General features: G+C 49.0%; 28 protein-coding genes. 6 read left to right on the top strand and 22 right to left on the bottom strand.

Going from position 1 to position 22,470, the window contains the following annotated elements:
* The first annotated feature begins 73 nt into the window (after positions 1 to 73).
* Together CCY32_RS17075 and CCY32_RS04030 are read left to right on the top strand one after the other, a co-directional pair.
* Positions 74 to 532, top strand: coding sequence for a hypothetical protein (locus CCY32_RS17075; RefSeq protein ID WP_141096168.1), 459 nt, complete (start codon positions 74 to 76; stop codon positions 530 to 532).
* Positions 523 to 726 (top strand): hypothetical protein, encoded by a 204-nt coding sequence (locus CCY32_RS04030; RefSeq protein WP_088329314.1) that lies wholly within the window; start codon positions 523 to 525, stop codon positions 724 to 726. The genes CCY32_RS17075 and CCY32_RS04030 overlap by 10 nt, the downstream gene beginning before the upstream one ends.
* Here the strand turns inward: CCY32_RS04030 and tusA are convergent.
* Genes tusA through rph form a run of 3 tightly spaced genes read right to left on the bottom strand, consistent with a single transcriptional unit; the run spans position 700 to position 2,319 of the window.
* Complete coding sequence (gene tusA / locus CCY32_RS04025) at positions 700 to 966, bottom strand: sulfurtransferase TusA (protein ID WP_088329313.1); 267 nt, start codon at positions 964 to 966, stop codon at positions 700 to 702. The two genes, CCY32_RS04030 and tusA, sit on opposite strands and share 27 nt — an antisense overlap.
* Positions 956 to 1,597 carry an orotate phosphoribosyltransferase gene (gene pyrE, locus CCY32_RS04020; protein WP_088329312.1) on the bottom strand — a complete coding sequence of 214 codons (642 nt, stop codon included), beginning with the start codon at positions 1,595 to 1,597 and terminating at the stop codon, positions 956 to 958. The genes tusA and pyrE overlap by 11 nt, the downstream gene beginning before the upstream one ends.
* An 8-nt stretch (positions 1,598 to 1,605) precedes the next feature.
* Positions 1,606 to 2,319: a ribonuclease PH gene (gene rph, locus CCY32_RS04015; protein ID WP_088329311.1), complete on the bottom strand. Its 714-nt coding sequence runs from the start codon at positions 2,317 to 2,319 to the stop codon at positions 1,606 to 1,608.
* Between the two features lie 179 nt (positions 2,320 to 2,498).
* Between rph and CCY32_RS04010 the strand changes: the two genes are divergently transcribed.
* The gene (locus CCY32_RS04010; protein ID WP_088329310.1) at positions 2,499 to 3,362 is read left to right on the top strand and encodes a YicC/YloC family endoribonuclease; all 864 of its coding nucleotides are present in this window, start codon (positions 2,499 to 2,501) and stop codon (positions 3,360 to 3,362) included.
* Here CCY32_RS04010 and CCY32_RS04005 read toward each other — a convergent pair whose 3' ends face one another.
* Positions 3,363 to 4,022, bottom strand: a complete 660-nt coding sequence (locus CCY32_RS04005; protein ID WP_088329309.1) for a methyltransferase domain-containing protein — start codon at positions 4,020 to 4,022, stop codon at positions 3,363 to 3,365.
* Positions 4,023 to 4,607: 585 nt separating this feature from the next.
* Between CCY32_RS04005 and CCY32_RS04000 the strand changes: the two genes are divergently transcribed.
* Positions 4,608 to 4,910 carry a helix-turn-helix domain-containing protein gene (locus CCY32_RS04000; RefSeq protein ID WP_210401678.1) on the top strand — a complete coding sequence of 101 codons (303 nt, stop codon included), beginning with the start codon at positions 4,608 to 4,610 and terminating at the stop codon, positions 4,908 to 4,910.
* 139 nt (positions 4,911 to 5,049) lie between these two features.
* Positions 5,050 to 5,709 carry a choice-of-anchor H family protein gene (locus tag CCY32_RS03995; RefSeq protein ID WP_088329307.1) on the top strand — a complete coding sequence of 220 codons (660 nt, stop codon included), beginning with the start codon at positions 5,050 to 5,052 and terminating at the stop codon, positions 5,707 to 5,709.
* Between the two features lie 27 nt (positions 5,710 to 5,736).
* On the opposite strand, the gene CCY32_RS03990 is transcribed toward CCY32_RS03995, so the two are convergent.
* From CCY32_RS03990 to mioC, 18 genes are all read right to left on the bottom strand, one after another.
* The gene (locus CCY32_RS03990; RefSeq protein WP_088329306.1) at positions 5,737 to 6,171 is read right to left on the bottom strand and encodes a nuclear transport factor 2 family protein; all 435 of its coding nucleotides are present in this window, start codon (positions 6,169 to 6,171) and stop codon (positions 5,737 to 5,739) included.
* A 78-nt stretch (positions 6,172 to 6,249) separates the two neighbouring features.
* Complete coding sequence (locus tag CCY32_RS03985) at positions 6,250 to 6,594, bottom strand: MGMT family protein (RefSeq protein WP_088329692.1); 345 nt, start codon at positions 6,592 to 6,594, stop codon at positions 6,250 to 6,252.
* Positions 6,595 to 7,065: 471 nt separating this feature from the next.
* Entirely contained in the window at positions 7,066 to 7,485 is a 420-nt protein-coding gene (locus CCY32_RS03975) for a F0F1 ATP synthase subunit epsilon (RefSeq protein WP_088329305.1), read from the bottom strand.
* 51 nt (positions 7,486 to 7,536) lie between these two features.
* On the bottom strand, positions 7,537 to 8,922 hold the full coding sequence (gene atpD / locus CCY32_RS03970; protein ID WP_088329304.1) for a F0F1 ATP synthase subunit beta: 1,386 nt from the start codon (positions 8,920 to 8,922) through the stop codon (positions 7,537 to 7,539).
* Positions 8,923 to 8,951: 29 nt separating this feature from the next.
* Positions 8,952 to 9,812, bottom strand: coding sequence for a F0F1 ATP synthase subunit gamma (atpG, locus tag CCY32_RS03965; protein WP_088329303.1), 861 nt, complete (start codon positions 9,810 to 9,812; stop codon positions 8,952 to 8,954).
* A gap of 50 nt (positions 9,813 to 9,862) precedes the next feature.
* Positions 9,863 to 11,404, bottom strand: a complete 1,542-nt coding sequence (gene atpA / locus CCY32_RS03960; RefSeq protein WP_088329302.1) for a F0F1 ATP synthase subunit alpha — start codon at positions 11,402 to 11,404, stop codon at positions 9,863 to 9,865.
* Positions 11,405 to 11,417: 13 nt separating this feature from the next.
* On the bottom strand, positions 11,418 to 11,951 hold the full coding sequence (gene atpH, locus CCY32_RS03955; RefSeq protein WP_088329301.1) for a F0F1 ATP synthase subunit delta: 534 nt from the start codon (positions 11,949 to 11,951) through the stop codon (positions 11,418 to 11,420).
* A 14-nt stretch (positions 11,952 to 11,965) separates the two neighbouring features.
* Positions 11,966 to 12,436 (bottom strand): F0F1 ATP synthase subunit B, encoded by a 471-nt coding sequence (gene atpF, locus CCY32_RS03950; protein WP_088329300.1) that lies wholly within the window; start codon positions 12,434 to 12,436, stop codon positions 11,966 to 11,968.
* A gap of 51 nt (positions 12,437 to 12,487) precedes the next feature.
* The gene (atpE, locus tag CCY32_RS03945; RefSeq protein ID WP_062483651.1) at positions 12,488 to 12,721 is read right to left on the bottom strand and encodes a F0F1 ATP synthase subunit C; all 234 of its coding nucleotides are present in this window, start codon (positions 12,719 to 12,721) and stop codon (positions 12,488 to 12,490) included.
* A gap of 49 nt (positions 12,722 to 12,770) precedes the next feature.
* On the bottom strand, positions 12,771 to 13,631 hold the full coding sequence (atpB, locus tag CCY32_RS03940; protein ID WP_088329299.1) for a F0F1 ATP synthase subunit A: 861 nt from the start codon (positions 13,629 to 13,631) through the stop codon (positions 12,771 to 12,773).
* A gap of 16 nt (positions 13,632 to 13,647) precedes the next feature.
* A complete protein-coding gene (locus CCY32_RS03935; protein WP_088329298.1) occupies positions 13,648 to 14,028 on the bottom strand; it encodes an ATP synthase subunit I in 381 nt (126 codons plus the stop codon).
* Between the two features lie 123 nt (positions 14,029 to 14,151).
* Entirely contained in the window at positions 14,152 to 15,042 is an 891-nt protein-coding gene (locus tag CCY32_RS03930) for a ParB/RepB/Spo0J family partition protein (protein WP_088329297.1), read from the bottom strand.
* Positions 15,043 to 15,083: 41 nt separating this feature from the next.
* Positions 15,084 to 15,902 (bottom strand): ParA family protein, encoded by an 819-nt coding sequence (locus CCY32_RS03925; RefSeq protein WP_088329296.1) that lies wholly within the window; start codon positions 15,900 to 15,902, stop codon positions 15,084 to 15,086.
* Between the two features lie 16 nt (positions 15,903 to 15,918).
* Complete coding sequence (rsmG, locus tag CCY32_RS03920; protein ID WP_088329295.1) at positions 15,919 to 16,554, bottom strand: 16S rRNA (guanine(527)-N(7))-methyltransferase RsmG; 636 nt, start codon at positions 16,552 to 16,554, stop codon at positions 15,919 to 15,921.
* On the bottom strand, positions 16,554 to 18,470 hold the full coding sequence (gene mnmG / locus CCY32_RS03915) for a tRNA uridine-5-carboxymethylaminomethyl(34) synthesis enzyme MnmG (RefSeq protein WP_088329690.1): 1,917 nt from the start codon (positions 18,468 to 18,470) through the stop codon (positions 16,554 to 16,556). The genes rsmG and mnmG overlap by 1 nt, the downstream gene beginning before the upstream one ends.
* 571 nt (positions 18,471 to 19,041) lie before the next feature.
* On the bottom strand, positions 19,042 to 19,857 hold the full coding sequence (locus CCY32_RS03910) for an ATP-binding protein (RefSeq protein WP_088329294.1): 816 nt from the start codon (positions 19,855 to 19,857) through the stop codon (positions 19,042 to 19,044).
* Positions 19,838 to 20,482 (bottom strand): DnaT-like ssDNA-binding domain-containing protein, encoded by a 645-nt coding sequence (locus tag CCY32_RS03905; RefSeq protein ID WP_088329293.1) that lies wholly within the window; start codon positions 20,480 to 20,482, stop codon positions 19,838 to 19,840. The genes CCY32_RS03910 and CCY32_RS03905 overlap by 20 nt, the downstream gene beginning before the upstream one ends.
* Positions 20,479 to 20,952 carry an FMN-binding protein MioC gene (gene mioC, locus CCY32_RS03900; RefSeq protein ID WP_088329689.1) on the bottom strand — a complete coding sequence of 158 codons (474 nt, stop codon included), beginning with the start codon at positions 20,950 to 20,952 and terminating at the stop codon, positions 20,479 to 20,481. Before mioC ends, CCY32_RS03905 begins: the two co-directional genes overlap by 4 nt.
* A gap of 182 nt (positions 20,953 to 21,134) precedes the next feature.
* Here mioC and CCY32_RS03895 point away from each other — a divergent pair, with 182 nt between their 5' ends.
* The gene (locus tag CCY32_RS03895; RefSeq protein WP_088329292.1) at positions 21,135 to 22,442 is read left to right on the top strand and encodes a SpoIIE family protein phosphatase; all 1,308 of its coding nucleotides are present in this window, start codon (positions 21,135 to 21,137) and stop codon (positions 22,440 to 22,442) included.
* The last annotated feature ends 28 nt before the right edge of the window (positions 22,443 to 22,470 follow it).

The raw sequence follows: 22,470 nt of genomic DNA, 5'->3' as shown, positions 1-22,470 counted from the left end.
ACTATATTTGCTATTGATAATCATTTGCATTTGCGTAAAGTAAAGATCGGCTTCAGATCTTCTGGGAGATGCAATGCAACACACTCAATTGTGCCCGCTTTATGTTCGATGGATAGGTGATCATTTACCTTTTGCCCGGTACATGTACCGGCATTACCTCAACACAAGCCAGTACTATCGCCGCCAGCGGCGCTGGGGGGAAGCATTAGTACCGGCTCAAAGAGCAAGACAGATCGCAGAAATACTCATGTCCTGCAAAGTGCAGCAACCGGACCCTGTTGTTAGTTATACCTCGGTATCACTGCTTCTCAGCGATACCCATGAGAGACTGCGCCAGATCCGTTGTGCCAAAAACGTTGTTGTGGCCAGTGAACATAAGTTGGAAAACCTGACACGCCGCGCGATGACAGTAATGACGCCGCGCATCAACGCGTGTCTGTTGCAACTGAGACGCCGCGCTGTCAGGCTTAATGAGGCGGGCGCAAGGGATAACACGTCATGCAGGCGGCAAGGTGAACGGTTATGCGTGTAATTCCGAGCGGCTTGGAAGCGGATAAAAATACTCCTGCACTGCAAGAGCCCTATATCAAACTCAGTATTCGAGAGGACAGGCTGAGAAGTCTGCTGCGCCACAAACAGCTGTTTATTGAGGACGTGCACTGTGGCGATCACCACAGCGCACGCCTGCTGAAAAAACTGCTACTGGGTTGTATCCGCCGCAGTTAATCCTTTTTGTATCAGGTAGCGGTAGGGTGTGTCCGTCGTATCAGCCCCTAGCAACTGGTGCTGCATAAACCGGCAGAAGCTGGGAATATCGCGTGTGGTGGCAGGATCATCGGCCTCCACCAATAAGGTCTCACCATCGCGCATCTTGCGAATTTGTAAGCGCACCATCATCACCGGTTCAGGGCAACGCAGCCCCAACGTATCCAGATGATGATCCGCGCGGTCAAATTCAGATGCCATATTGGTCACGATAAGCAGAAATCGCCTCAAGGTGGGCTTTCATATCCGCTTTGCCTTGCAAATAATGAATCACATCGCCGAGGCTGACGATAGAAATTACCCGGGTAGAGAAATCACGCTCCACTTCCTGAATCGCGGAGAGCTCTCCCTTGCCTTTCTCCTGTCGGTCCAGTGCAATCAGCACACCGGCCAGTGACGCCCCATTGGCCTGTATAATATCCATAGACTCCCTTATGGCGGTACCGGCAGTGATCACATCATCCACCAACATAACCCGGCCTTCGAGAGGACTGCCTACCAGATTCCCCCCCTCTCCATGGGTCTTGGCTTCTTTACGGTTGAAACAATAGGGCTTATCAATACCGTGTTTATCAGCCAGCGCCACCGCCGTCGTGGTTGCAATCGGGATCCCTTTGTATGCAGGGCCAAACAGCAAATCGTATTCAATACCAGAGTCTACCAATGCCGCTGCATAGAACTGACCCAGCCGGGCAAGATCGAGGCCGGTATTAAACAAACCCGCATTAAAAAAATACGGGCTGGTGCGACCAGATTTCAGCGTAAACTGGCCAAACTTCAATACCTGACGTTCAAGGGCAAATTCGATAAAGGCTTTTTGATAATCCTGCATGATTTACCTCAGTTCAATGCCGCTTTCTGTACATCAAACAATTCGCGAAGGGCATGCTTAGACAATTCCATCATTTCCTGCAGCTCATCAAAGCTAAAGGGGGCTTCTTCTGCCGTGCCCTGCACTTCAATCAGGTGACCAGAATCTGCCATCACCACATTCATATCGGTCTCGGCTGCGGAATCTTCTAGGTACTCTAAATCCGCGATGGGCGTGCCTTTGAAAATACCTACCGATATGGCGGCAATCATGTACTTAAGCGGGTTAGCCTTAATCAATCCCTTGCTGCGCATCCACGTCAGTGCATCCACCAATGCCACGCAGCCACCGGTTATTGAGGCGGTTCGGGTGCCACCGTCGGCCTGAATCACATCACAATCGATGATTACGGTGTTTTCACCGAGCAATTTCAGGTCCACAGCACCACGCAGCGCACGGGCAATCAGACGCTGTATTTCGAGCGTACGCCCACCTTGCTTACCTCTGGCCGCTTCACGCTGACTGCGGGTATGGGTAGAGCGCGGAAGCATACTGTATTCGGCTGTCACCCAACCTTTCCCCTGGCCTTTCATGAAACGGGGAACGCCTTCTTCTACGGTTGCAGTGCAAATCACCTTCGTATTACCAAACTCAATCAATACAGACCCCTCTGCATGCTGAGTAAACTGACGGGTGATCGTTACTGGGCGAATCTGATTAGCGGTTCTGCCACTGGGTCGCATACTGGAATCCTTGATGTTGAGGTCGAATTGGCGGGCATTATACCCAAGTCATTCCCGGGTGTCAGTTTAGTCACCCGAGCGAATGATGCACAAGCGCTTAACCGTCGGCCCACTGGCGCCTGCCACAAATCGCGCAATAGGTTATACTGGCGCGCAAAGCTAACAAGGAAATACAGCCAATGATTCACAGTATGACCGCATTCGCCCGCATCGAACATAAAGCACAGTGGGGCAACGCAATCTGGGAAATTCGCTCGGTGAACCAGCGCTATCTCGAAACTTATTTTCGATTACCTGAGCAATTCCGCAGCCTTGAGCCGATCTTAAGAGAGCGGTTTCGCAAGGCATTGCAACGGGGGAAAGTCGAATGCACCCTGAGATATCAGGCCGATGATGGTGCTGTGGGTAATGTCACACTCAATGAAGGCCTGGCAAAGCAACTTATCGATGCAGCAGATTGGGTGCAGTCTCATGGTCAATCCAGCGGGATTAACCCTTTTGATGTGCTCAAGTGGCCTGGCGTGATTTCCTCAGAAGAGGCAGATATGGATACTATCCAGGGGCAAATCATGACAGCCTTTGATCAGTGCCTGAAGGACTTTCTGGACGCCAGAGCTGCAGAAGGCAATAACCTCAAAGACATGATTGAACAACGTATTGATGCCATTGAGACTGAGACGGCGAAGGTGCGTGAACAAATGCCTGAGGTCATGGCCTGGCAGAAAGAACGCATCAGCAATCGTTTTGCAGAAGCAAAGGTGGAACTTGATCCCGGCAGATTAGAGCAGGAAATGATCATGCTGGCACAACGCATGGATGTGGCAGAAGAACTGGACCGTCTGGACTCCCACGTCAGCGAAACCCGCAAAATCCTCAAAAAAGGGGGAGCCATAGGGCGTCGACTTGATTTTATGATGCAGGAGTTTAACCGCGAATCGAACACGCTTGCGTCTAAATCTATCAATGCCGACATCACGCAGTCGGCCGTCGAGCTGAAAGTGTTGATTGAGCAGATGCGTGAACAGATCCAGAATATTGAGTAACTACGCCTCAACGTTTTGCTCGAACCAGGCCACCTGAGAAGGTGGCCCTAGTTCGGGATGCTCATCACCGACACCCAGAAATCTGACCTTATACCCGTTGCGCGTCGCAACCCCTCTGGACCATTGGCGAAACCGAGCGCGATCCCATTCAAATTTATGGTCAGGATCGCGATATTCGCCTGGCTGCAGACCATAAAGACAGTTGTACTCTCGGTTTGGGGTGGTCAGAATCAGCTGAGCAGGGCGCAATAATGCGAACACCTGATGTTCCACCACTGAAAGTTGCCCCGGTACGACATGCTCGATGGTTTCCAGCATGACTGCCATCTGAAACGCATTGAGGCCTGGAGGTGGTTCTGTATACGAACCACAAATCAGGCTAAGCCGGTCTTTTTGTGACACGGTGTTTTTTTCCCGGACGGGTTTGTCGTTCAGGAAATCCTGTAATTTATTTCTGGCCTGGCGGAGCGATTCGCCACATTGCTCGAGACCGACTACTGAGACAAATTGCGGATCCTGCATCAGCTTCCATAAAAACGACCCTGACCCACATCCCAAATCCAGTACGTTGGTGGCCCCTGACGCTTTGACCAGAGCAAAGACTTTATTCAGTCTTATCTCGTGAAGAGCACTGGTCTGTGTATCCTGATGCATGAACATAAATAGATCTCTTTGACGCGCTCAACGTAGATTTTGAGCCAATATCAAGTGTAAATATTTACACAACGAAATTCTGGGTAGTGAGGCTTAAAGCTCGGCTCATCATCGCAGACCAGATTCTAAGACAGACACATCACCGACAATTAATGACAAATCCCATTGCCGTTTTCCGCGTCCTATCATGCCGCTAATTAGGTTGAATGACTATTGAAAAGTTCTGCGGTGCCTTAACAGCAACCGCCCGCACAATATTACAAAGGAGGCGCGAGGAAAGTCCCTGAAAGTCCGCTTGATAGAGTGACAGAGGGGAAAGAATCGATACCCGGATATTGAGGTGCATAAATTTACACATCGCTTATATAACAATGCATTGAGAGTCGTTCGAAAGCTTAATCAGGTACGATTTAAAGGTTTAATAAAACCGCATCTGAGCCCTTATCAAGCTTTTAGTCAACAACAAACGCTGATACAAAGAGTGTAAAAATTTGCACGAAGTCTGCTATGATCAACAGCGGTGTGAACGGGATATGTTTTTTCGTGCGGTTCACACTTTCTCTTACCCGTGACGAACTGGAAAACCAAAACGTGAAAATTATTGCACACGAAGATGACTACGAACTGATCTCAGCGCTACTTAACAGCTATTACCAGGACGAGCTGACACTGGGACAAATGCTGAAAATACTGCGCAAAGATTTGCTCGAAATGACCCAGGCGGATTATGCCAAGCTGGTCGGTATCAGTCGTCGATCTCTGTCAGATTTAGAGCAGGACAGAAGCCACTCTACCGCTCATATTCTTAATGCCGTGTTTACACCCTTTGGATTAAAAACAGGCCTTGTTCCAGCGAATCAAGTCATGGAAGTATACGCAACACTGAATAAATAGTAAACACTAACTTATATATGTAAGTACTCACTTCAAAATAGCTTTCTCGTTCAAAGATAAAAACTGAGTCAGTATCGATTCAGTTTTGGTTCACATCCTGTCGACCACACTCAACCCTATACCGACATGGAGATGAACAATGAAAACACTCACATTATTGGCATTGTTGTGTATGAGCTCTGTCAGCTTTGCACAAAACTGGCGTGCTGAATCGACTGAACGCCCAGCCCAACAGGCACAAGAGAACAAAGCGGACGCGATACAGAGTCCGGCGCGCGCCACAAATAAAACCCTTGTGTCGCGCACGCAGTACCATGGCAGTGAAAATATCTGGATTTATGATGCCTGGCTGGTGCTGGAACATGACCAGGACAGGGATGGCTATTATTCGGACTTCACTCTGACCTTTGATGCCGACACCGCCTATTCGGGCGCTGCGGTCTATGCGGTTCTATATCTGGGTACGGAAGATGAATTCATGGAATACCATGACTCTTCGGTGTTCACCATTTACGGGGAGTCCAGCGACGACACTTTTGAAGTGAATACACAATTGGTAGAAGGCTTTGCCAGCGACGATTACGAAATCCTGATTGAATTGTATGATGCTGATGATCATTCGTTGGTTGCAGTTTATGACGGCTATGCCGACAGCGACCTGCTCTATGTGCCTCTGGAGAGCTCAGACTACGAATATCAGCCAACCACCGTCGTGGTGAATGCAGAGGGCGGGACGTTCGGTATAGTCGCCCTGATAGCGCTTTTAGTTGCTCTAGTGTGGCGGAAGAGCCGGCGCTGAAACCCGGCCATAACGCCACCATGGCTGTTATTCGCCGGCTTTGGTTGCATGCCAGTTTATTGCCCGCCAATCGCCGTTCTGACGCACGAAGGTGCCACTGTTCAAATAGTATTGAGTGGTGTCACCAGTGCGGGAAACGAGTCTGAAATCCAGTTGTGCAACATCACCAAACAATCTGATGTGAACCTGATCGGCGCTGTACCAGGTTGTTACCTCAGATTCCTTTATCATGCCTGCGTCCTCGACACCCTGCATCAACGATGTTTTTCCGAAGCGATCACCCGCAGAACTGGTATACACCAAATCGGCATGCCAGAAATCATCATGCACTGATGGGTCATTGACGCTGGCCCCATATAAAAAACTGTCGAGTTTAGCGGCCAACTCTTGTTCAGATGCCTGGCTAAAGGAAGCAAACATAAACAACAGGACAAAGAAACAGCAGGAAGTATAGCGGGTCATGATACAGATCCATTTATTGAAACAGAAACCTAGCTTAGCGCTGGCAGGGTAAAATAAGAAGTGTCGATAACGATTTCGTCAGTACCTTAGCCTGTGCAACAGTTCGGACAGATCAGGCTGCCATCGAAAGTCCGCCATCGGAACCCTGTTGTTCAGCACTACAACCCCTTCTTGCTGCAACAAGCCTTGCTGACATAGGGCCATCTCACTGCCGGCAGGAAAGGCCAACTGACCATTGGATTTAATGACCCTGAACCAGGGCAGGTTAAGGTGCGTTGGCGTCTTACCCAGGGCCTTACCCACCAGACGTGCGCGGCCGGGTAAGCCAGCCAGGTCGGCCACTTGTCCATAACTGGCAACACAACCGGATGGAATCAGCTGCACAGTCTCCCATATCCTTTTATACTTGGTGTCGCTGTTAATGACCTGTCTCCAGAATGACCAGCAAAAGACTATATTGCCAAATTTGTCGCTATCCGCAATCTGTGTGCCTGTGCGCGGCCGTCCGACCCTTATCACATGAAACCAGAATTATTATTCTGCGACATCCTAGTGAAAGCAAACAGGCGAAAAACACCGTACCTTTGCTGCAACTGACGCTGCAGCATATCGACGTTTACGATGGTGAGACATCCCAAGACTTCAGGCATCTGCAATACCAATGTGAACAATCAGACTTACCCTGGGCTGTGATTTATCCTAACGCAGCGAGTCAATCAACTGGAGAAGATTAACAGCGAACCTCTGCTGAGTCTGTTGCGTGTGCGACAGCAATATCTGAGGCCAAAACAATAGACCGCCTGTTGGCGGCAAGTAGCGGTCGAGACTTAAGGGGTAAACGGGCAATAAAAAACCCGCCGATGGCGGGTCCTTTTTTAAGCGTATAGCGCTCGCTTACTTGCGACGCAAACTCTTAATCAATCTCAGCTGTGCAATGGCTTCTGCCAGTTCTGCGGCAGCCTCAGCATAATTAAGATCGCTGCTTGGATTGGCAATATGCTCTTCAGCACGCTTTTTGGCTTCCAGCGCGGCCTGTTCATCCAGATCATCTGCACGAACGGCCACATCGGCCATTACCGTAACCGTACCGGGTTGCACTTCAAGCACGCCACCGGCGATATAGATTAACTCTTCGTGACCATGCTGTTTTACCAGCCTGACCATGCCTGGCTTCAGGGTAGTCAATAACGGAGCATGTCCGGGATAGATTCCCAGTTCACCCTCGCTACCAGTAACCTGGATGGTTTCGACCCGACCAGAGAACAGGTTCTCTTCGGCACTCACCACGTCGAGATGTACAGTCATAGCTGCCATTTCACCTCCTAACGGTTAGTTTCTTTCCGCTGCCTGGGCAGCGGAAAACCCTTACATGCCCTTGGCTTTCTCGGCCGCTTCTTCGATTGAGCCAACCATGTAGAACGCCTGCTCTGGCAGGTCATCGTACTCACCATCTAAAATGCCTTTAAAGCCACTGATGGTGTCTTTCAGTGATACATATTTACCTGGCGCACCGGTAAAGACTTCAGCAACGAAGAAAGGCTGAGACAGGAAGCGCTGAATCTTACGAGCACGTGATACCACGCGCTTATCTTCTTCAGACAACTCATCCATACCCAGAATCGCGATGATGTCTTTCAACTCTTTATAGCGCTGCAACACAGACTGTACGCCACGAGCCACATCATAGTGTTCCTGACCGATAACCAGTGGATCCAACTGACGTGAAGTAGAGTCCAGTGGGTCAACAGCAGGGTAGATACCCAGTGAAGCGATATCACGAGACAATACAACCGTTGCGTCCAAGTGAGCGAAGGTGGTTGCTGGTGAGGGGTCAGTCAAGTCATCCGCCGGTACGTATACCGCCTGGATTGAGGTGATTGAACCTGTCTTAGTAGAGGTAATACGCTCCTGCAGAACACCCATTTCTTCAGCCAGTGTAGGCTGATAACCCACCGCTGAAGGCATACGACCCAACAATGCAGATACCTCAGTACCGGCCAGGGTATAACGGTAGATGTTATCGACGAAGAACAGTACATCGCGACCTTCATCACGGAATTTCTCCGCCATGGTCAGACCGGTCAAAGCAACACGCAGACGGTTACCCGGTGGCTCGTTCATCTGACCGTAAACCAGAGACACTTTATCCAGTACGTTTGAGTCGTTCATCTCATGGTAGAAGTCATTACCCTCACGAGTACGCTCACCTACACCGGCGAATACTGAGTAGCCGCTGTGCTCGATGGCGATGTTACGGATAAGCTCCATCATGTTTACGGTTTTACCTACACCGGCACCTCCGAACAGACCAACTTTACCACCTTTCGCGAAGGGGCAAATCAGATCGATTACTTTGATACCTGTTTCCAACAATTCTACCGCTGTAGACTGTTCTTCGTAGCTTGGTGCCTGGCGGTGAATAGACCATTTTTCTTCTTCACCGATAGGGCCCGCTTCATCAATAGGATTACCCAGAACGTCCATGATACGACCCAGGGTGGCTTTACCCACGGGTACTTCAATTGGACGACCGGCGTCTTCTACTTCGAGACCACGACGCAAACCGTCGGTGGTACCCATAGCGATGGTACGTACGACGCCACCACCTAATTGCTGCTGAACTTCCAGTGTCAGCCCCTCCAGTTCACCGGAGGTCACTTTCAGTGCGTTATAGACTTTAGGTACCGAATCCTGTGGAAATTCGATATCCACAACGGCACCTATAATCTGGACGACCTTACCTTTACTCATAATTTGTCCTCTTAATTTTAAACCTTTGCCTACACAGCTGCGGCGCCGCTGACAATCTCACTGATTTCTTGTGTGATTGCCGCTTGTCTGGCTTTGTTATAAACCAGTTGCAGTTCATCGATCAGGTTTCCGGCGTTATCTGTTGCTGCCTTCATCGCCACCATTCGGGCGGCTTGCTCTGAGGCCAGATTTTCTACCACACCCTGATACACCTGAGATTCAATGTAACGAACCAGAAGGGTATCCAAAATTGGCTTTGGATCTGGTTCATACAGGTAGTCCCAGCTGTGCTTATAATCTTCTTCTTCAGACTTAGGCAAAGGAAGTAACTGATCAATTCTGGGTTCCTGAGTCATGGTATTCACAAAGTTGTTAAATACCAGATACAGGCGGTCGATCTCACCCTCATCAAACGCGTTCAGCATGACCTTTACCGGGCCAATTACGTCGCTGACGCTGGGGCTGTCACCCAGTCCCGACTCAGCTGCCATTACCTTTCCACCAAAACGGTCAAAGAAACCACAAGCTTTGGAGCCCAAAGCAGCGAAATGAACTTTGACATCTTTGCCCTGCCATTCGCGCGCTTCTTTCACTACCGCTTTGAATTCGTTGGTGTTTAGTCCACCGCACAAGCCTCTGTCTGTGGAGATAACGATGTAGCCTACAGCCTTAACATCTCTCTCTTCCAGATAAGGATGACGGTATTCCAGGTTGGCATTGGCTAAGCGGCCGATCACGCTACGCATGTTCTGCGCATAGGGGCGGCTTGAAGCCATACGTTGCTGCGCCTTTTTCATTTTTGACGCGGCAACCATCTCCATTGCGCTGGTGATCTTCTGAGTATTTTTAATACTCCCGATCTTGCCTTTTATCTCTTTACCACCGGACATGACACTCTCCCGATTACTCAACGACAGATGCGCCTAGGCGCATCTTGTGATTACCAAGTTTGCGTTTCCTTGAACTTCTTCAATGCTTCGTTCAGAGACGCTTCGATTTCGTCGTTGTAGTTACCCGTGTCATTGATGGTTTTCATCAAATCGGCATATTCACTTTCCATGAAAGACTGTAAAGCAGATTCAAAGTCGAGGACTTTGTTCAGCTCGATGTCTTTAAGGTAACCTTTTTCAACGGCAAAGAGTGAAACAGCCATTTTCGCCACAGACATAGGCGAGTATTGTTTCTGTTTCATCAGCTCTGTGACGCGCTCACCATGCTCCAGCTGGGCACGGGTTGCATCATCAAGGTCAGAAGCAAACTGCGAGAAGGCCGCCAGTTCACGGTACTGAGCCAGGGCCAGACGGATACCGCCACCCAATTTCTTGATGATTTTAGTCTGTGCTGCACCACCTACACGAGATACCGATATACCCGCGTTAACGGCAGGACGAATACCGGCGTTGAACAGGTTGGTTTCAAGGAAGATCTGACCATCTGTGATTGAAATCACGTTGGTCGGTACGAACGCAGACACGTCACCGGCCTGAGTTTCGATAATTGGCAAACCAGTCAGTGAACCGGTTTTACCTTTTACTTCACCGTTGGTGTACTTTTCAACGTAGTCCGCATTAACCCGGGCAGCACGCTCCAGCAAACGGGAGTGGAGGTAGAAGACATCACCAGGGTAGGCTTCACGACCAGGTGGACGACGCAGCAGCAATGAAATCTGACGATAAGCAACAGCCTGTTTAGACAGGTCATCGTAAATAATCAGTGCATCTTCACCGCGGTCACGGAAGTATTCACCCATGGTACAACCAGAGAAAGGCGCCAGGTACTGCAATGCAGCAGATTCTGAAGCCGAAGCCGCAACAATGATAGTGTGGTCAAGGGCACCGTGCTCTTCCAGCTTGCGCACAACGTTTGCGATAGTAGAGGCTTTCTGACCCACCGCAACGTAAACACACTTAATGCCGGAATCTTTCTGATTGATGATGGTGTCGACAGCGAGTGCGGTCTTACCGGTCTGACGGTCACCGATGATCAACTCACGCTGACCACGACCAACCGGAATCATCGCATCGATAGATTTATAACCGGTTTGCACGGGCTGATCGACTGACTGACGTTCGATAACACCAGGAGCGATCTTTTCTACCGGCTCAAAACGGTCGGCATCAATAGAACCTTTACCGTCGATGGGTGCACCCAGGGTGTTTACCACACGGCCCAGTAGCTTTTCACCAACAGGGACTTCAAGGATACGGCCAGTAGATTTAACCTTTACCCCTTCCTGCAGATCCGCGTAAGGGCCCATAACAACGGCACCTACTGAATCTCTTTCCAGGTTCAGGGCGATAGCATAACGGTTGCCGGGCAGGGCGATCATCTCACCTTGCATGACATCAGCCAAACCGTTTATGCGAATGATACCGTCGGTAACACCGACAATAGTACCTTCGTTTCTTTCTTCGTTTACAACATCAAACTGCTCAATTCTTTTTTTGATCAGTTCTGCAATTTCTGTGGAATTCAGTTGCATGCTCTTTTCCCCATTATGCTTGCAACGCGTCGGCTAGACGGGTCAATTTGCTGCGGATGGAACCATCAATCACATTGTCACCGGCCTGGATTACCATGCCTGCCACCAATTCTGGGTCCACCTTACAATTCAGCTGTACTTTTCGTGCAAGACGTTTTTCAAGAGACGCGCTGAGATCAGCGATTTGTTTGTCGCTCAATTCTGTTGCCGAAGTCACTTCGATCGTAACTTCTTTTTCATAGTCAGACTTGAGCTGATTAAACATGGCCAATACATCAGGGAGCGTATTCAAGCGTCCGTTTTCAGCCATGACCTTTATCAGGTTCTGACCGTGCGGGTCGAGTTGTTCGCCACATACATCAATAAACAGCTGTGACAGCCTGTTGGCTGCCATGGCACTTTTCAATACCTGCTGCATCGAGTCGTTTTGTGCGACAGAAGCGACAAAACCCAGCATGTCTTGCCACTGGGCAATCGCCTTGTTGTCCACCGCATATTCAAACGCTGCTTTGGCATAGGGGCGAGCAATATTTGCCAGTTCAGACATAGGCCCAATACCCCTTAAAGTTCAGCGACCAGTTTTTCAACTATGTCACTTTGTGCCGCCGCATCAATCTGGCGCGCTAAAATTCTCTCTGCACCCGCAATGGCCAAGGTCGCAACCTGCTGACGCAGTTCTTCCTTAACACGATTACGCTCTGCTTCGACTTCGGCCTGACCGGCAGCAACGATTTTCTCGCGCTCCTGGTGAGCTCGCTGTGTTTCGCTATCCACGATTTCAGCAGCCCGTTTCTTGGCTTGTTCGATAATCTCAGCAGCCTGATGCTTCGCTTCTTTCAATTGCTCTTTCGCTTTTTCCTGAGCGATCTGCAGATCTTTATCTGCACGCTCAGAGGCAGCCAGACCGTCAGCGATTTTTTTCTGACGCTCTTCAATGGCCGACATCAATGGCGGCCATACAAACTTCATGCAGAACAGCACGAAGACGGCAAAAGCGATTAGTTCTCCAATTAGAGTGGCGTTAAGATTCACAACCCCTCCTCCTTATTAACAGTTGTTCGTAAAGTGACTAAAGTCGTTTTCTTACATTGCGAACAACATGTACATGGCGATACCCACACCGATCATGGCTACGGCGTCGATCAGGCCAGCAAGGATGAACATTTTAACCTGCAGGGAAGGCGCCAGCTCGGGTTGACGGGCACAGGCTTCGAGGAATTTACCCCCCATGTTACCAAAGCCCAGTGCAGTACCGATGGCACCGAAACCGATCAACAAAGCTACAGCGATAAGTTTAATTGCAACTGCGATTTCCATTGTTTTCTCCAATTATCAAAAGTTAAAGTTAAAGTAACGAGTTAAAAAATCAGTGATTGTCCGAACTGGCCATGCTTAAGTAAACAATGGTCAGCATCATAAATACAAAGGCCTGCAACACAATGACCAGGATATGGAACACCGCCCAGACAAAGTGAAGGGGCAACTGCATAAGTCCAATTGCGCCAATCAGGATAAATATCATTTCACCGGCATACAGGTTACCGAACAAACGCAGTGCCAGTGAAAACGGCTTGGCGACCAATGCGATCAGTTCGAGCAGCAGGTTGAAAGGAATCAATACAATCTGCAACGGCAGATTACTGGTGCTAAAGGGATGCAAGGTCAGTTCTTTTACGAACCCCGTTACCCCTTTAATACGAATGGAATAACCGATCATCAGGATAAACACACCCAGCGCTAAGGCGGCGGTCATATTGATATCGGTGGTCGGTACAATCTTCATATAGACGTCATGAGGATCCATACCGAAAGCCTGGGCACCCACCTGCTGTGCAATGAAAGGCAGAATATCTACCGGTACCAAATCCATCAGGTTCATCAGAAACACCCAGACGAAAATGGTCAGCGCCAGCGGTGCAATCAGCTTGCTTCGGCCGTGATAGGTGTCTTTGACGTTGTCAGCAACAAACTCAACGATCATTTCCACAAAGCACTGGAACTTGCCAGGCACGCCAGTAGTGGATTTTTTTGCCGTTGAGCGAAACAGCCATAAAAACAAAATACCCAGTCCAACGGACCAGGCGATGGTGTCGATGTGCCATGTCCAGAACCCTGCCTCACTACACGCTTTGTTAAAGCTGACACCGGCTTCGGTGGTACAGACTTTCGCGTTTGTCAGGTGGTGCTGAATATGACTGGATAAGGTCAGTTCTTCACCTGCAGCCATGTTTCATCCTAATTGTTTAATGTTTAAAGAAAAAAGGTGCTGTCCATTGTGTTAGCAGAGTAATTACAAACCCCGCAATAAAAAAGCCCGGCGCTAATGAAGACTGAGACAACACCAGGGCACACAACACAACAGTTAAAATTATTTTTAAGGTATGACCCCCTAACATCAGGGCCTTTACCCGTTCCGCATGCTCTGACGCAATGTAACGAAAAGCCAGATACGCGAACACAAAATTTGGTATTACCGCAACCAGCCCACCTTTAAGGGCTGATTTTGCTGCCAGTGGATCATAAAGCATCCAAACCACCGCACTGATGATGGCAGCAACCCCGGCCTGAAACAGTATTGCCAGATACGCTGATTTTCTTTCACTGGCCACGCTATTTTTTGTCAATTTGAAACCTTTCAGGCCCTCAAACAGGGGTCAAAAACCTGCCGAAGTATACTGATCTGCCTGGCTTTTGCAACCATATTCGGCCAGCTCAGACAAGGCTGCTGAACAGGCATTTTGCCCCTTTTAGCGGGCCTCTGACTTAAATTTACTGATAATACCATCCAATTCATCAAGACTGCTGTAGTTGATGGTCAGCTTGCCTTTGCCTTTCGCGTTGCAACTGATAGATACATTAGCCCCCAACTGCTCAGCAAGATCATTTTCCAGGCGCTTAATATCGGGATCTGTTTTTGGCTCTGTTTTAGGCGGTGATGGCTCCAGCAGTTTACGCACCAGCTTTTCCGCATCTCTGACCGTCATGCCTTTGGCCACCACAGTTCTGGCAGCCTCGGTCTGATTATCCCCTTCCAGCGCCAACAACGCACGGGCATGCCCCATTTCAATATCACCGTATTCGAGCAATAACTTGACGTCGTCTGCCAGATTGTTCAGCCGCAACAGGTTGGTGACACTGGCGCGGGATTTTCCTACCGCTTCGGCCACTTCCTGATGCGTCAAGTCGAATTCAGTGAGCAATCTCTGAAGCGCCTGGGCTTCTTCCATCGCATTGAGGTCTTCGCGCTGAATATTTTCTATTAGCGCAATGGCCACGGCGGCTTCATCAGGTACATTTTTGACGATACAGGGAACCTGATCCAGGTGCGCCATCTGCGACGCACGCCAGCGACGCTCACCGGCTATTATTTCGAATTTGTGTTCACCGGTCTTGCGTACAACAATGGGCTGGATAACGCCCTGGGAACGGATGGATGACGCCAGATCTTCAAGGGCTTCCGGAGACATGTCCTTGCGTGGTTGATATTTACCCGGATGCAAATACTCAATCGGCAGCTTCTGCAACTCTCCGGCCTGAGCGGAGGCCTGCTCTTCAGAGCTTTGAGTGTGTTTTTGCTGACTGCTGGTTGCCAGCAGGGCATCCAGACCTCTTCCTAAGCCGCGTTTCTTGGTGGACATGGGTTCCTCAACTACAAATTAGATCAACGGGAGACAGGACATCACTCATTGTCACCGGATTCAACGGTTGCCTCCTGACGTCGGTTCTTCACTTCCTGGTCACGACGCCTGAGAATTTCACCCGCCAGCGCCAGATAGGCCTTCGCACCGGTGGATGAACGTTCGTAATACATCGCTGGCGTACCAAAACTCGGCGCCTCAGCCAGACGCACATTACGCGGGATCACCGTACGATAAACCTGGTCTTTAAAGTGGCGCTTCAATTGTTCGGATACATCGTTAGCCAATCGGTTGCGCGGGTCGTACATGGTACGCAGTACACCCTCTATCTTGAGTTCAGGGTTAACCACCGAAGCCAATTTACTGATGGTGTCCATTAATGCGGTGAGGCCTTCCAGTGCATAATATTCACACTGCATTGGCACCAGTACCGAATCGGCAGCTGCCATGGCATTAACGGTTAATTGATTCAGGGAAGGCGGGCAGTCGATAAAAATAAAGTCGTAATAATTGCGCACCGACTGCAGCGCATTGCGCAACCTGACTTCGCGAGCAAATTGCTCCATCAGTTTAATTTCTGCCGCCGTGACGTCACCGTTGGCGGCAATCAGATGATACTTACCGCTGGTTTCAGTGATAATCACTTCATCGGCGGGTTTTTCTTCAATCAACAGTTCATAACAGGTTGCATCGACATTGTATTTGTCAACGCCGCTGCCCATGGTGGCATTCCCCTGAGGATCCAGATCGATAAGCAGAACCTTACGTTTGGTCGCCGCCATGGACGCCGCAACATTTACTGCAGTGGTCGTTTTCCCTACACCACCTTTTTGATTCGCTATGGCAATGACCTTTCCCAAAACCCCGTCACCTGTATTAGTTTTTCATCATTTTAATCAGATGGCGCTCGGCCTCCAGACCCGGCACCTCGAGTCTGAGCGTCTCGCTGATCACAAAGCCCTGTGGCACGTGCTCGATTTCTTCAGCCGGCAACTGACCCTTGAGCGCCAAAAAAGTCCCTTGTGAATCTACCAGATGCTGACACCAGTGCAACATATCTTTTATGCTGGCGAAGGCTCTGCTTAAAACGCCATCAAAGGGGACATCGGGTTGGTATTTTTCCACTCTGGACTGCACCGCAGTCACATTGGTGAGCCCCAGTTCAAATACCGCCTGCTTGATAAAGCGAATACGCTTACCGAGACTGTCGAGCAATACAAATTCCTGCTCAGGCATGATGATGGCCAGCGGCAAACCAGGTAAACCCGGGCCGGTTCCCACATCGATAAAACGCTTGCCCCTGATGTGAGGGGCCACCACTACAGAATCGAGAATATGGCGAATCAGCATTTCCTGAGGATCTCTTACCGATGTCAGGTTATAGGCCTTGTTCCATTTGTGAATAAGCGCCACCAGCGCAACCAGTTGTTGCCGTTGCATTTCACTGATGCTCAGTTCGGTTTGCGCTAGCAACTCACTCAGTTGTTGTTGTAATGCAAGAGTCGTGGTCATCAGGCGCTTTTCTTACCGTCTTTTCGCTGGCCGTTTTTGTGCAATAAGCCCTGTTTTTTGAGGTGCACCAGCAACAAAGAAATTGCCGCTGGTGTTACCCCGGAAATTCGGGATGCTTTACCAATGCTCTCGGGTCTGGCGTCATTGAGTTTTGCAATCACCTCATTGGATAAACCGGATATCTGACTGTAATCAAAATCCATGGGTAACAAGGTATTTTCATTACGCAATGCCCGCTCTATTTCCTCTTTCTGACGTTCGATATAACCGGCATATTTAATCTGAATTTCAACCTGTTCAGCGGCTTGCGGATCTTGCAAACCCGGTCCCAGTTCATCAATCTGCATCAACCTGGCATACGTCATTTCAGGCCTGCGGATCAATTCCTCCAGGGAATGCTCGCGACTGACCGGATTCTTCAACATCTGATTGAGCGCGCCCGTGGCTGCATGGGAAGGATGCACCCAACTGCCAGCCAGACGCTGACGCTCTTGCTCTATGGCTTCAAGCTTCAGATTAAACTGCTGCCAGCGGTAGTCATCGACCAGGCCCAGCTCGCGACCTTTTTCGGTTAATCGCAGATCGGCATTATCCTCACGCAACAGCAAACGGTATTCGGCGCGGCTGGTAAACATACGATAGGGTTCTTGCGTACCCATGGTTGCAAGATCATCAATCAATACACCGATATAAGCCTGGTCCCGACGGGGTGTCCAGCTTTCCTTGTCCTGCACCTGTAACGCCGCGTTCATGCCCGCGATCAACCCCTGTGCACCGGCTTCTTCATAGCCTGTAGTGCCATTGATTTGGCCAGCAAAAAACAGCCCCTGCACATACTTGGTTTCCAGTGATTGTTTCAGATCTCTGGGATCGAAGAAGTCATATTCGATGGCATAACCAGGACGGATAATATGGGCATTCTCAAAACCACGAATAGAACGAACGAGTTCATACTGCACATCAAAAGGCAAACTGGTTGAAATACCGTTAGGGTACATTTCTACGCTCGTCAGGCCTTCAGGTTCTACAAAGATCTGATGTGATGTTTTGTCGGCAAAACGAACTATTTTATCTTCGATAGAGGGACAGTAACGGGGTCCAATTCCCTCGATGACACCGGCATACATAGGCGATTTATGTAAATTGTTACGAATCACCTCATGGGTTTTTTCATTGGTATGGGTGATATAACACGGAATCTGCCGGGGATGATCCTCAACCTTGCCCAGGTAAGAGAATACCGGCAGAGGGGAGTCTCCTGGCTGTTCCTGCATCTTGCTGTAATCGAGACTGCGGGCATCGAGCCTTGCTGGCGTACCGGTTTTTAAACGTGAAATTCTGAACGGCATGGCACGGAGTTTTTGTGCTAATGCATTGGCAGGAGGATCACCGGCCCGGCCGCCCTGATAATTATTCAGACCAATATGAATAACACCACCTAGAAATGTACCCACGGTCATGACCACGGTTTTAGCATGGAATTTCAGACCCATCTGCGTGACTACCCCGGTCACACGATCCTGCTCGATAATCAGATCATCACAGGATTGCTGAAACAGTGTGAGGTTGGGTTGTTGCTCTAAAACACTGCGAACTGCATTTTTGTACAGACTGCGATCGGCCTGGGCACGGGTCGCTCTTACGGCTGGCCCTTTACTGGAATTAAGGGTTCTGAACTGGATCCCGGCACGATCCGCAGCCATCGCCATGACGCCACCTAATGCATCAATTTCTTTAACCAGATGGCCTTTACCAATCCCACCAATTGCAGGATTACAGGACATCTGACCCAGAGTATCGATGTTATGGGTAAGTAATAATGTTTTAACGCCCATCCTGGCACTGGCCAATGCGGCTTCAGTACCAGCATGACCACCACCAATGACGATGACATCAAATTTTTCGTTGTAAAACATCATTACCTCTTAAGTGGCCTGAATCGGGGCGCATATTCTATAGACTTTGTGGGCGAAACGAAACGATTAAAATTCGACCAGACTGAAAAAGGATCCAAGCTTATAGATCTAAGATCTTTATGGATCTATTAGCTTATTGTTATTACTTTTAAGCACGCCAGATCCTTTGGATAAGTGGTTATTATAATTATAAATCAATAAGTTACTATCAAACTAACCTTGTGTGTAAGATCTGATCTAATGAGTATAAGCTGGGATCAAACAGCTGTTTTATCCACAGGCGGATTTGTTTAAAAACTTATAAAGATAACAAACAGAGGTTTACCACAGCTTTAAATTGATTTTATCCACATATAGAAATTTTTTATAAGTTTTTTGTGGATAAACTATGAGTATGATCGGAAGGGAACGGGTGATCGGGTGCCAGATCCTCATGATCAGCGGTGGATAAGATCTGGTCCTGGTTCAAGGACAACGCCTGGTTGTGCAACGACGCTAATTCCTGCACAGAGCATAAAATTAACAGAGGAAACGTCCCGAAATGATGTTCCGGGACGAAACTAACCGGTTTTTAGCGTACCTGATTAGGTACGTAGCCACCGGTTTTGGGGCTGCTGGGAAGGTCATCCTGAACTGTTTTACGTCGGCTCGGGCCACTGAAACGAACCTTGTAGGTGTCGTACTCTTTTATCGACTCAAAGCAATACGGACCAACGGCCTGTTCGAGGCTGGCAAGGTCGTGATTGGTAATAAGAATACAGTTTTTATTCTGACTGTAGCGCTGTCGTAGCAGCGTGCCTAACCAACCCTGAGCGCTTTTTTTCAGCTGAGACTCATTCACACAGACTTCATCTAATATCAACAAATCCACTGTCATCAGTTCCTGTGTTATTTCGCGAAATCGCTGTCCTGCGTCATCTTTGGCATTGAAGTCATAAGAGAAGTAGCGCATTTCAAGCAAGCTGGAAAGCTGCCGGTAAAGCACGGATATTTCATATTTTTCAATCAGCTCATGGGCAATGGCACCTGCAATATGTGATTTCCCGCGGCCGTAATCACCGTAAAATAACATCATGTGTGATCCACTGCGTCGCCAGCTAGGGTCGCCGTGGGCGGCAATAAAAGACCTGGCAATACTGACGGCTTCTTTAACATCGGCGGTGTCTTCAATCAGGTTATTGAAGGTCCAGGCGGGATTCAGGTCTGAACGCCCGTGTATGTTTTCGATACGCTGCTTTTTGGCTTCGAGCTGCATCTGCAACACTTCTTTGTTGGCTTGTTCTTCATATTCTTTGCGCAGCGTTGAATAATCCTTAAGCGGGCCTTGTGGGGCGCTTTTCCCCATGGTTTTGGCCAGTTGGGCAATTTTATCTTTTAGGCTTTGCATGATATTTTTCCACCAGTTTTCGGGCATTATCGTCAGCTGTTATGCCTGCAATGGCGGGCACGACCTGATGTCCAACTCTGTGTTTGTTTGGTGCTGCCTGACGTCGGTTTTTAAGCTGTAATACAAATTTTTGCGTCCACTGAAACAGGGTCAGGTTTGTTTCAGGACGGGTTAACCAGTATGCGATAAACTCTCCGATATCTTCTTCACTGTAGCTTTTATCCAGCAACCCGACCAAAGACGCCAGTTCGTTAAAGAGTTCTTGGTGTGGCTTCCAGTCTGCACTCATGGTTTGCCATTGCAGGTGCAGTTGCTGATAACTTGGTGTCTCTTTTACCAGGTAGGGAAGCAGTAAACACTGTCCGTTAAGACTACGCTCACTGATCGACTCCTGTTCACATACGACCAAGCCGGCCTCGACCAGTTCTTGCAGTAACTGATTGATCTGCCTGCCCAAGGTAAAGGTTTTCTGCGTACTGTTGAGCAAGTTTAGTAGCGTGCGATACTGCAACGGACGGGTAACTCCGGTGCTGTGATCGGCCTCGGGTTTTAACCCCAGCAGGTAAAGTACTCTGGCCTCATTACTGATGGCTGAAGTAAGGGCCTCACGTTCTGCCGGACTCAAGGATTCACCTCAGCATTTTTAATGGCGCTGGCCAGATCTTCTTCCTTAAGCTTTTTGTCCAACCAGGCTGCTGCTTCTTCTTCCGGAATAGGATGGTGCAGTACATCGATAAACAGCGGTTCCTGGATACACTGTGCGCCCCGTTCTTGCATTAACCGGTGTAGGGTTTTCGCGGCCTCGCAAAAGGTGTCATAGCTACTGTCACCAAGGCCAATTATCAGATAACGGATATGCGCTAACTCGGCCTGCTGAAGTTGAGCTGAAAAAGACTGGATATTGTCTGGTAAGTCACCGGCACCATGGGTGGATGTACAGAGCAACCAGGTAGCCTGAGGATTGAGGTCTGCGAGGTCAGCATTCAGATGGATATGGTTGCTGATGTCATAGGAATCGAATTTTTCCGCAAGAGCATCGGCAACATATTCTGTTGCGCCGAGCATGGATCCAACGATGATTTCAACTGCGCTCACGTGTTTGCCTATATCTAAACGGGATACCATTATATCAGCGGATCGCAGGTCAGCGAGCCCGTGCTGAGATTAAATTTGATCTGCCTTTGTACAGGGAGTCTGATTCTCTACTGTCAGCATCAGTGTTTGGGCGCTATAGTAAAAATTCAATAGGTGATGTTTAACGAGGATTTCCACGGCTGATGACTCAATCTGATGAGCAGGACGATATACTCTTTTTTGAAGAAGACAGGCCTTCTGATGAGAAGCAGCAATCAGCGCCGCCCTGGACCATACTGATTGTTGATGATGACGATGAAGTTCATGTTATGACCCGACTGGTACTGCGGGATCTGGTGTTTGAAGACAGACCCGTTGAGCTGCTCAGTGCCAGCAGCGGTGAACAGGCCAAATCCCTGTTGCAACAGAAAAAGAACATCTGTCTTATCCTGCTCGATGTGGTGATGGAATCTGACGATGCCGGATTGCAGCTGGTGCACTATATTCGTCGCGAACTGAACAACAGTGCGGTGAGAATAATCCTCAGAACCGGGCAGGCGGGCCATGCTCCCGAGCAGCGTGTGATTCTTGATTATGATATCAATGACTACAAAGAAAAAACCGAACTGACGTCACAAAAACTGGTGACGGCAGTGATCGCCTCGTTACGCAGCTATGGTTTTATCCAACAGGTTGTTGAGCTGAATCAGCAATTAGAGCGCAAGGTCAGGCAGCGCACTCAGGAGTTGGAGCAGGCAAACCAGCGATTACAATCATCCTTGTCGGAGCTGGAAGAAGGAGAGCAGGCCGGTCGACGAATTCAGTTTAAGATGCTGCCAGATAACAACCTGGAGGTGTTGGGATTTAATTTCAACCACCTGTTACTGCCCTCTGATTATATGAGTGGTGATTTTGTCGATTATTTTGCCATTGATGACAGGTATGCAGGATTTTACATGGCTGATGTGTCAGGGCATGGCGTGTCTTCCGCTTTTGTAACAGTGTATCTGAAACGTTTTATTTCAGCGGCGCTTGAGCAATATACCCGTAAAGAAAGTACCATCATTATTGATCCGGCCGCCTTGCTGGATGAGCTTAATCAGACTCTGATTAAAGAGGATCTGGGTAAACATGTGGCGTTGCTGTATGGCGTACTGGACAGCGAAAAAGCGATGCTGCGTTATACTAATGCCGGGATTTTTCCGTGGCCTTTGTTGTGCCAGGATGGCAAACAGGAAGTGATGGAATGCAAAGGGACACCGGCAGGGTTATTTGATTTTACTCAGTACAACGAAAAACTCTGTATGTTGCAGCCGCATTTTTCTCTGTATGTATTTTCTGACGGTGTATTGGAGAGTATCCAGGCGCAATCATTAGACCAGCAATTGTCACAATTGCAGAAGATGCTTGATCCCATGCCGGTGGATCTGGCTGAACTGGCAAAGCGTGTTGGCGTCGATCAACAAAGCAAATTGCCTGATGATCTGACGTTATTGTCAATCAGCAGGTGAACGGCAATGCCAATCGAGGGTGGAGGGT

It is taken from the genome of Lacimicrobium sp. SS2-24 (genome assembly GCF_002201535.1).
GTDB lineage: Bacteria > Pseudomonadota > Gammaproteobacteria > Enterobacterales > Alteromonadaceae > Lacimicrobium.
The sequence above is the reverse complement of the archived record's forward strand: the minus strand, read 5'-3'. Positions and strand labels throughout refer to the sequence as shown.